Genomic DNA, 7,254 nt, shown 5'->3' on the forward strand with positions numbered 1-7,254 from the left:
CGGGGAGATCGGGATTGGTGGCGGCGAAAAGCGAGGGCGGTCTAGTACACGTCCTCGAGGTCCATCCGGCTCAGCGCGTCGTTTACGTTCGCCGAAGGGCGGTGTGACCTTTCCTGATCCATCGGGCAGACGAAAAAGCCGCCCGTCTTCCGACGAGCGGCTGTTCGAAAGTCGAATAATCGACGGAAGCTCTAGCGGCGGTCGCCCGGGCGCTGGCCGGGCGCCGTATCGTCTTGCGGCAGCATCCCGCCACGACCGACGTTGCCCAGCAGCTGTTCGAGGATGGTCATCTCGCGGCCGCGGGTCGGCGTTTCACGGCCGTTATAGGCGATGACCTTGCCGTCCTTCAGCGTGTAGGTGTTCACCGAGGCGACCTTTTCGTCGGCCGGGTTGAACTTGATGGCCACGACGTCGCGCTTGATCACGCGCGGCATGTAGAAGGCCACGCGGTCGGTGGTCTGCGAGATGTAGTACCAGGTGTTGTTGTCGAAGGTCGAAACCGCCGACGGCGAACCCAGCTTTTCCATCAGGGTCGACTTGCTGTCCTGCCCGACCTTCATGTCGGCGGGCTTGTTGTCGATGGCCTGGAAGCCGGAGTAGCTCGTCAGCGGCGTGCAGGCCGAAGACGCGAGGGCCACGGCCAGGACGGCGGCGGCGAGAACGGCGGGGCGAGACATCAAGGCTCCGAACCGGAAAAATGCAGACTTTGACCTATCGCCCGCGGGAGCTTAGTTCAATGCCCGCGTGAAAGCGGATACCGCGCATAGCGGTATGTCGCGGCGAAATCGAGGCGTTTGATGTTTTTGGACAGGTTGCTTAAGCCCAGGCCGGCCAAGGCGGCGGGCGCCAAGCTTTATGCTTCGGCGGTCGGGCAGGCGCGGTCGGCGGCCTTTTATCGCGATTTCGGCGTGCGCGACTCGATGGAGGGCCGCTTCGAACTGTTCAGCCTGCACGTGATCTTCCTGATCGAGCGGCTGAAGGGGCAGGGAGAGGCGGCGGCGGAAACCTCGCAGGCCGTTTTCGATTCCTATGTGAAGGGCCTGGATGACGCGTTCCGCGAGATCGGCGTGGCCGACACCTCGGTCGGCAAGAAAATGAAGAAGCTGGCCGGCGCCTTCTACGGGCGGCTGAAGGCCTATGACGAAGCGGTCGCCAGCCTGCCGGAAAACACGGCGCTGATCGACTTTCTGGCCCGCACCGCGTTCGAGGAGCGCGCAGAGGGCGACGTGGCGGCGCTCGCCGCCTATGTCGCCTCCGCGCGCGGAATGCTGGCGGACCAGTCGCTGGACGCCCTGCTGCAAGGAGACGTGACATGGCCGAACCCGTGACCGCCGCCTGGCCGTGCGAAATTCCGCTGGCCCAGGTCGACCGAGGCGCGGTCAAGCTGCGCCTTCAGCCCGACGCGGCCCAGCGCAAGGCTATCGCCAAGCAGCTTGGTCTTGTCAGCCTGGAGGCGCTGAGCGCCGAGGTCTACCTGACCTCTTGGCTGGACGGCGCCGAGGTCTCGGGCGTGCTGCGGGCGCGCGTGGTGCAGACCTGCGGCGCGACGGCCGACGACTTCGAGACCCCGATCGACGCCCGCTTCGACCTGAAGGTCCTGCCGGCCAATAGCCAGAACGCCCCGCAGGAGGCGTTCGGCGACCTGGGCATCGATCCCGACGGCGACGACCCGCCCGACGTGCTCGAGGGCGATAGGATCGACGTCTCCGGCTATGTCGTCGAGCACCTGGCCCTGGAGCTCGATCCGTTCCCCCGCAAGCCGGGCGCGGTGTTCGTGCAGCCGCCGGAGCCGGTCGAACTTTCTCCGTTCGCGGCGCTCAAGAGCCTGAAAGCGGCGAAAGACGAGGGCTGAACGGCTCGACTCGCCCGCTTGCGTGATATTCACGCGGATGTATCTTCCGCCGCCTTGGAAAAGGCGGCCCGCCTGTTGGAGCTTCTCGCGCCACGTGCCCCAATCCGTAGTCATCTCCGTCGACGCCATGGGCGGCGACCACGGTCCGTCGATCGTCGTGCCGGGCGTCGCACAGGCCGCCCAGGCCCTGCCGGGCGTGCGTTTTCTGCTGCACGGCGATAGCGCGCGGATCGAGGCGGAACTGGCCCGTTGCCCCGCGGCGCGCGCGGTCAGCGAGGTCCGCCACTGCGACAAGGCCATCGCCATGGACGAAAAGCCCGCCCAGGCCATGCGCCGGGGCAAGGGCTCGTCGATGTGGAACGCCATCGAGTCGGTTCGCGCGGACGAGGCCCAGGCCTGCGTCTCGGCCGGCAACACCGGCGCCCTGATGGCCATCTCCAAGCTGATCCTGCGTATGGGCGCGGAGCTGGAGCGTCCCGCCATCGTCGCCAACTGGCCGAACATGAAGGGCGTCGCCACGGTCCTGGACGTCGGCGCCAATGTCGAGAGCGACGCGGACCAGCTGGTCGAGTTCGCGATCATGGGCGCGGCCTTCCACCACGCGATGCATGGCGTGGAGCGCCCCACGGTCGGGCTGCTGAACGTCGGCTCCGAGGACCAGAAGGGCCACGAGGAAGTGCGCGAGGCCCACGCCATCCTGCGCGAGGCCAAGCTCGATTTCGACTATCACGGCTTTGTCGAGGGCAGCGACCTGGCCTACGGCGTCGTGGACGTGGTCGTCACCGACGGTTTCACCGGCAATGTCGCCCTGAAGACCGCCGAAGGCATGGCGCGGTTCTTCTCGAACGAGATCAGGACCACCTTGACCTCCGGGCCGCTGGCCATGCTGGGGGCCATGATCGCCTCTGGCGCGCTGAAGAGGATGCGCCAGCGGCTGGATCCCAGCCGGGTCAACGGCGCCCCGCTGCTGGGGCTCAACGGCATCGTGGTCAAGAGCCACGGTGGCGCGGACGCCAACGGCTTCGCCTCGGCCGTGCGGGTCGCCATCAATCTCGCGCGCAGCGATTTCCGCGCCGAGATCGACAGAAATCTGAAGAGCCTGACCGCCGCCGCGGCCAAGGACGAAGCCTCGAAGGCGGGGCAGGACCAGGGAGCGGTCGAGTGAGCTTAGTGAGAAGCGTGGTGACCGGGGTCGGCGCGTACCTGCCGCCCAAGGTCGTGACCAATGACGATCTGGCCAAGTTCGTCGACACCAGCGACGAATGGATCGTCGAGCGCACGGGCATCCGCCAACGCCACCAGGCCGCCGACGACCAGCCGGTCTCCGATCTCGCCACCGAGGCCGCCAAGGAGGCCCTGGCGGCCGCCGGCAAGACCGCCGCCGACGTTGATCTGATCATCGTGGCCACCACCACGGCCGACCTGACCTTTCCCGCCGTCGCCACCATGGTCCAGCGCAAGCTGGGCGCGCCGGTCGGCATCGCCTTCGACGTCCAGGCTGTCTGCTCGGGCTTCGTCTACGCGCTGAGCGTCGCCGACGGCTTCGTGGCGCGCGGTCACGCCAAGTGCGCCCTGGTGATCGGCGCCGAGACCATGACCCGCCTGATGGACTGGAGCGACCGCGGCACCTGCGTGCTGTTCGGCGACGGGGCCGGCGCGGTCGTGGTGGAGGCCAAGGCGGGCGAGGGGACCACGGCCGACCAAGGCCTGCAGGGCTTTGCCCTGCGCGCCGACGGGACCAAGCAGGACCTGCTTTATGTCGACGGCGGCGTTTCGACCACCGGCACGGTCGGCAAGCTGCGGATGCTGGGCAACCAGGTCTTCAAGCACGCCGTGGTCAACATCTCCGAAGCCATCCATGCCGCGGCCGCCAACGCGGGCGTCGCCGTGGCGGATGTCGACTGGTTCATCCCGCACCAGGCCAATCAGCGCATTCTGGCCGGCGTGGCCCATCGCTGCGGCATCGACGAGAACAAGGTGATCTCGACCGTCGCCATCCACGCCAACACCTCGGCCGCTTCGATTCCGCTGGCCCTGGCCCACGGGATCAAGGACGGCCGAATCAAGAAGGGCGACCTTCTGTTGCTGGAAGCCATGGGCGGCGGCCTGACCTGGGGCGCCTGCGTCCTTCGCCTTTAAGGCGAAGCTTGCCCAAGCTTGCGCTCGGGCATGAACTCCTGTCCTTGAGTCTTTGACTTCATGCGATAATCACGGCATGAGGTCATCGGTGAATTCGGGCGCGGCCAAACGAGGGTGGCGGCGCCGCATCGGACTTGCCGCGAGTACTCCGTCTTAAGCGGCCTCCGCGCCGCTTCGATACGCGTGAAGGGGGTTGCATGAAGGGCGCTACTTTGACCCGGGCCGACCTGTGCGAGGCGGTCCATGAAGAGGTCGGACTGACCCGTCAGGACTGCGCTGGACTGGTCGAGCGCACCCTGGATCTCGTGGCCGAGGCGCTGGAAGAGGGCGAAACGGTCAAGCTTTCCGGTTTCGGCGTCTTCCAGGTCCGTTCCAAGCGCGCGCGCATGGGCCGTAATCCCAAGACCGGCGAGCCGGCCGAGATCGAGCCCCGTCGGGTGATCGGCTTCCGGGCTTCCCAAGTCATGAAGGCGCGAATCGATCGCGCGCTCGGCGACTAGGGATGGCCGCGGTGGCGAAGGGGCCTAACGCCTTCCGCACGATTTCCGAGGCCGCCGACGAATTGGGCGTGCCTCAACACGTTCTGCGCTTTTGGGAAACCAAGTTCTCGTTCATCCGGCCGATGAAGCGAGCGGGCGGCCGACGCTTCTATCGGCCCCAGGACGTCGCCGTTCTGAACGGCGTGCGAACCTTGCTGCACAGCGAAGGCCTGACCATCAAGGGCGTCCAGAAGCTGCACCGCGACCACGGGCTGGCGCAGGTGATCGCCGCGGGTCTTGGCGCGAATGGGGCGGCGAACCTGGATCCCGAGGTGGATTACAAGGACGACGCCGCGGCCGCCCGACGTTTGGATGACCGCGCCCGTCATCGCCTGGCGTTTGCTCTCGACGACCTCACGGCCGTGAAATCCCGCCTCGACGGTCTTCTGGCGCGCGGCTGAACGCGCCGTCGATTTCGTCCGAAATCGCTGTTGCCCAACCCCCGAGCGGCGCCTATAAGGGCGCTCCTTCCGCGTCGGAGCGTGGCGCAGCCTGGTAGCGCACTTGACTGGGGGTCAAGGGGTCGCAGGTTCGAATCCTGTCGCTCCGACCATTCGCGGAAGACGAAAGGCCGCCCTTCGGGGCGGCCTTTTTCATGTTCCGTCGCCTCGCGGTTATCGCTGGCCGACGTCGAGCGGCTTGTCGGCCTTGCCCATCCAGGAGATCAGCGGAATCACCGGCAGGACCCAACCCATGCCCAGCGCCACGAAGTAAACGAGGTGCACCAGGCGGTTGGGCGGCAGTCGGTCGTACAGGCTGGTGAAGACCCAGATCCAGGCGAACAACACGACCATGACCGCGAGCGAGCCGATCAGCTTGCGCGGGCGGGCGGGAATCAGGGGAGCGCTCACGCGGTTCTCCGGAAAAGGCTGAGAACAGCCAGAAACAGGATCGCGCCTACGCTGGACACGACCAGCTCTCCGGCGAAGCCGGGCAGATGCAGGTCGATGCGCGAGGCGATGAACGCTCCGATGTACGAGCCGATGACGCCGATCAAGAGCTTGATGAACAGCGAGTGGTGGCGCGCCAGGACAAGGTCGGCGATCCAGCCGGCCAGGATGCCGATCACCGCCGCCGCGAATACGCCCATGCCGCTCATGCTGGTCTCTGCCCCCGAATGTCCGCTTCTCGCATGAACGCGCGACGTCGTCATGCCAGACCACGCGAACATTGCCCCGAGCGTCCGGCGGGCGTAGGGAAGACATGCCGCATTTCGGCCCAGAAGTGACGCTTTTCCGATCCCATGACGTCTTTCCTGCGTTCCGACCGCTCGCGCGCCGTCGCGATCTGGCTGTTCATCGTCGCCGCCATGGTCTTTTCCATGGTCGTCGTCGGCGGAGCCACTCGCCTGACCGGCTCTGGCCTCTCGATCACCCAGTGGAAGCCGATCATGGGCGCTCTGCCGCCCCTGTCGGATCAGGCCTGGCGCGAGAGCTTCGAGCTCTACAAGAAGATCCCTCAGTTCAAGCTGGTGAACCCCGACATGACGCTGGAGGGGTACAAGGGCATCTTTTGGTGGGAGTGGGCGCACCGCCTGCTGGGCCGCACGGTGGGCGCGGCCTTCGCGATTCCCTTCGTCGTCTTCCTGATCCGTCGCGATATTCCGCGCCGCCTGATCTGGCGCTGCGCGGCGATGCTGGGGCTGGGCGGGCTGCAAGGCCTCGTGGGCTGGTGGATGGTCTCCAGCGGCCTTTCCGAGCGTGTCTCGGTGGCGCCCGAGCGCCTGATGATCCATCTGAGCCTGGCCCTGACCCTGTTCGTGGTGCTGATCTGGACGGGCCTGGACGCCTGGAACGGCTCGCCGCGCGTCGAGGAACGCTCCAAATGGCGCGGCTGGGCGCTGGCTTTCCTGGCGGCGGTGTTCTTCCAGTGCATGTTGGGGGCGCTGGTCGCCGGCAATCACGCGGGTCTGGTCTATAACGACTGGCCGCTGATGAATGGTCATGTCTTCCCGGCCGACTATGCCGGTCACGGCCTATGGGGCACGCTGGCCCACAGCCAGGGCGCGGTGCAACTGCACCACCGGCTGATGGCCTATCTGCTGTTCTTCTGCGGCATCGCCGTCGGTGTCGTCGCCGGGCGCGATCGGCTGTTGGCCGGCGGGGCCAAGGCCGTGGCGATGGCGGTGGCGATCGTGGTCACCCTACAGGCCGCCTTGGGCGTCTGGACGCTGATGGCCCAGGCGCCGATCGCGCTCGGCGTGCTGCACCAGGCGGGCGCGGCGCTGCTGCTGGCGACCGCGACGGTCTTCGCCTGGCGCGTGCGGCGGCCCTGACACAGTCTCGGCTTTGTCGCGACGCAGAAGCCGAGGCTCATGGAGAGCGGCGGAGCCGCCCCACCAAAACCCTCTCCCGTCGAGAGGGCGGGGCCCGCCGCCGTAGGCGGTGGGAGGGTGAGGGATTTCACCGCTGGCCGGGAACACACGGATCTTTTCGCACGGCGGATCTTCGAGGGCTTGTTCGGAGAGGGCGTGGCCCCTCACCCTCCCGCGCTTCGCGCGGGTCCCTCCCTCTCCCCGAGGAGAGGGCGGTATGGGGATTGAAGGCGCTCTGTCCTCGGAATTCGTGATCTCGAGCCCCGAGAAATCAACGCCTTGTCGATTTTGCACGCCCGCCAATCCTCGGCGTTCAGCGCCGCTCCATAATCACAGCCATCCCCGTCGCGGGGGAGGGCGTTTGGATCCGGCCCAAAACGGCGGCGGGGCTAGGTTGAGCGGGGCCGCGA

10 protein-coding genes and 1 tRNA gene are annotated in these 7,254 nt (G+C 66.9%); 8 read left to right on the forward strand and 3 right to left on the reverse strand.

Annotated features, from left to right (window positions below; all coding sequences use genetic code 11):
• Positions 1 to 191: 191 nt before the first annotated feature.
• Complete coding sequence (locus OR37_RS18850; protein WP_004623629.1) at positions 192 to 677, reverse strand: outer membrane protein assembly factor BamE; 486 nt, start codon at positions 675 to 677, stop codon at positions 192 to 194.
• Between the two features lie 120 nt (positions 678 to 797).
• Between OR37_RS18850 and OR37_RS18855 the strand changes: the two genes are divergently transcribed.
• The 7 genes from OR37_RS18855 to OR37_RS18885 all read left to right on the forward strand — a co-directional run bounded on the left by OR37_RS18855 (position 798) and on the right by OR37_RS18885 (position 5,083).
• Complete coding sequence (locus tag OR37_RS18855) at positions 798 to 1,328, forward strand: ubiquinol-cytochrome C chaperone family protein (protein ID WP_004623631.1); 531 nt, start codon at positions 798 to 800, stop codon at positions 1,326 to 1,328.
• Positions 1,313 to 1,852, forward strand: a complete 540-nt coding sequence (locus OR37_RS18860) for a YceD family protein (RefSeq protein WP_004623632.1) — start codon at positions 1,313 to 1,315, stop codon at positions 1,850 to 1,852. The genes OR37_RS18855 and OR37_RS18860 overlap by 16 nt, the downstream gene beginning before the upstream one ends.
• Before the next feature lie 94 nt (positions 1,853 to 1,946).
• Positions 1,947 to 3,017 carry a phosphate acyltransferase PlsX gene (gene plsX, locus OR37_RS18865; protein ID WP_081612999.1) on the forward strand — a complete coding sequence of 357 codons (1,071 nt, stop codon included), beginning with the start codon at positions 1,947 to 1,949 and terminating at the stop codon, positions 3,015 to 3,017.
• Positions 3,014 to 3,991 carry a beta-ketoacyl-ACP synthase III gene (locus OR37_RS18870; protein ID WP_004623637.1) on the forward strand — a complete coding sequence of 326 codons (978 nt, stop codon included), beginning with the start codon at positions 3,014 to 3,016 and terminating at the stop codon, positions 3,989 to 3,991. The genes plsX and OR37_RS18870 overlap by 4 nt, the downstream gene beginning before the upstream one ends.
• Before the next feature lie 197 nt (positions 3,992 to 4,188).
• Positions 4,189 to 4,491: an integration host factor subunit alpha gene (locus OR37_RS18875; protein ID WP_004623639.1), complete on the forward strand. Its 303-nt coding sequence runs from the start codon at positions 4,189 to 4,191 to the stop codon at positions 4,489 to 4,491.
• A gap of 11 nt (positions 4,492 to 4,502) precedes the next feature.
• Positions 4,503 to 4,931: a MerR family transcriptional regulator gene (locus tag OR37_RS18880; RefSeq protein WP_035017726.1), complete on the forward strand. Its 429-nt coding sequence runs from the start codon at positions 4,503 to 4,505 to the stop codon at positions 4,929 to 4,931.
• A 75-nt stretch (positions 4,932 to 5,006) separates the two neighbouring features.
• Positions 5,007 to 5,083: transfer RNA gene (locus OR37_RS18885), tRNA-Pro, on the forward strand.
• Between the two features lie 61 nt (positions 5,084 to 5,144).
• Here the strand turns inward: OR37_RS18885 and OR37_RS18890 are convergent.
• Together OR37_RS18890 and OR37_RS18895 are read right to left on the reverse strand one after the other, a co-directional pair.
• Positions 5,145 to 5,381, reverse strand: a complete 237-nt coding sequence (locus OR37_RS18890) for a DUF2842 domain-containing protein (RefSeq protein WP_004623643.1) — start codon at positions 5,379 to 5,381, stop codon at positions 5,145 to 5,147.
• Positions 5,378 to 5,629 (reverse strand): GlsB/YeaQ/YmgE family stress response membrane protein, encoded by a 252-nt coding sequence (locus OR37_RS18895; protein WP_004623645.1) that lies wholly within the window; start codon positions 5,627 to 5,629, stop codon positions 5,378 to 5,380. Before OR37_RS18895 ends, OR37_RS18890 begins: the two co-directional genes overlap by 4 nt.
• A 144-nt stretch (positions 5,630 to 5,773) precedes the next feature.
• On the opposite strand from OR37_RS18895, the gene OR37_RS18900 reads away from it, so the two are divergent.
• Positions 5,774 to 6,805 (forward strand): COX15/CtaA family protein, encoded by a 1,032-nt coding sequence (locus OR37_RS18900; RefSeq protein WP_004623647.1) that lies wholly within the window; start codon positions 5,774 to 5,776, stop codon positions 6,803 to 6,805.
• Positions 6,806 to 7,254 lie beyond the last annotated feature (449 nt).

The organism is Caulobacter vibrioides OR37 (genome assembly GCF_000372645.1).
Classification (GTDB): Bacteria; Pseudomonadota; Alphaproteobacteria; order Caulobacterales; family Caulobacteraceae; genus Caulobacter; species Caulobacter vibrioides_E.

Excerpts from the sequence above, each read along its gene's own strand:
- OR37_RS18850 (WP_004623629.1), bottom strand. The coding sequence starts at position 677 with ATGTCTCGCCCCGCCGTTCTCGCCGCCGCCGTCCTGGCCGTGGCCCTC.
- OR37_RS18860 (WP_004623632.1), top strand. The coding sequence starts at position 1,313 with ATGGCCGAACCCGTGACCGCCGCCTGGCCGTGCGAAATTCCGCTGGCC.
- OR37_RS18895 (WP_004623645.1), bottom strand. The coding sequence starts at position 5,629 with ATGAGCGGCATGGGCGTATTCGCGGCGGCGGTGATCGGCATCCTGGCC.
- OR37_RS18855 (WP_004623631.1), top strand. The coding sequence starts at position 798 with ATGTTTTTGGACAGGTTGCTTAAGCCCAGGCCGGCCAAGGCGGCGGGC.
- OR37_RS18875 (WP_004623639.1), top strand. The coding sequence starts at position 4,189 with ATGAAGGGCGCTACTTTGACCCGGGCCGACCTGTGCGAGGCGGTCCAT.
- OR37_RS18900 (WP_004623647.1), top strand. The coding sequence starts at position 5,774 with ATGACGTCTTTCCTGCGTTCCGACCGCTCGCGCGCCGTCGCGATCTGG.